Source organism: Porcincola sp. LCP21S3_C12, assembly GCF_052118625.1.
Taxonomy (GTDB): domain Bacteria; phylum Bacillota; class Clostridia; order Lachnospirales; family Lachnospiraceae; genus Porcincola.
Window position 1 is genome coordinate 1 of sequence record NZ_JBQKGW010000074.1, and the last position, 724, is coordinate 724.

General features: G+C 47.8%; 1 protein-coding gene. It reads left to right on the forward strand.

The window, feature by feature from the left end:
* Positions 1-239: 239 nt before the first annotated feature.
* Positions 240-467 carry a DUF7678 domain-containing protein gene (locus ACTQ1N_RS12710; protein WP_441476309.1) on the forward strand — a complete coding sequence of 76 codons (228 nt, stop codon included), beginning with the start codon at positions 240-242 and terminating at the stop codon, positions 465-467.
* The last annotated feature ends 257 nt before the right edge of the window (positions 468-724 follow it).

Genomic DNA, 724 nt, shown 5'->3' on the forward strand with positions numbered 1-724 from the left:
CATAAAGCAATCCGATGTAAAATCCATCAGAATAATTTATGCTGTGCCTCTTTTTAATTTGATTGAATGTGGTATGGTTTAGGACCAGATAAAATGCGGGATAACACAAAATCCACAGATTCCGGGGCTGATCTTTGTGACATATATCCGGCGGATCTCCTTGCTACATAAGTCTTGCAGAGTGATATATGTACATGCCAAAGGAAAAGGGCGCACAAAGAAAACGGAGGAAAAAGACCATGTGGCACAAGGGAAGCATCAAAATTAAAAGCCAGATATTCACCTACAGCGCGAAGGTCTACGGGCATCCGAGCGAGGACTACGGAATCGACGGCGGCAAGATCAGCAAGCTTGAGATCCGCTTCGGAGGAATCCCGGTTGCAAGATACGACAGAGGCTGGGACATCGAGCCGGAGACAGAAAACGCGCAGCTTGCGCTTCTTATCATCCTGTACGATCTAAACTGACAAGAAGGCGCTGAACAGAAAGCAAATAAGTTAAATCCGGGAGAGGGAGCCAAGCGGCTCTTTCTCTCGTTCATATACACCACATGGGACAGGATCGCTTCGGCGGTCCTTTTTTGATGGACAGAAAGGAGGTGTTCCCTATGGCAACCAGAGGAAGAAAGCCAACTCCGACCGCAATCAAGGAGCTGGAAGGAAATCCCGGGAAAAGAAAACTGAATGAGAATGAGCCAAAGCCAGAGCGGAAAGCACCTGCCTGT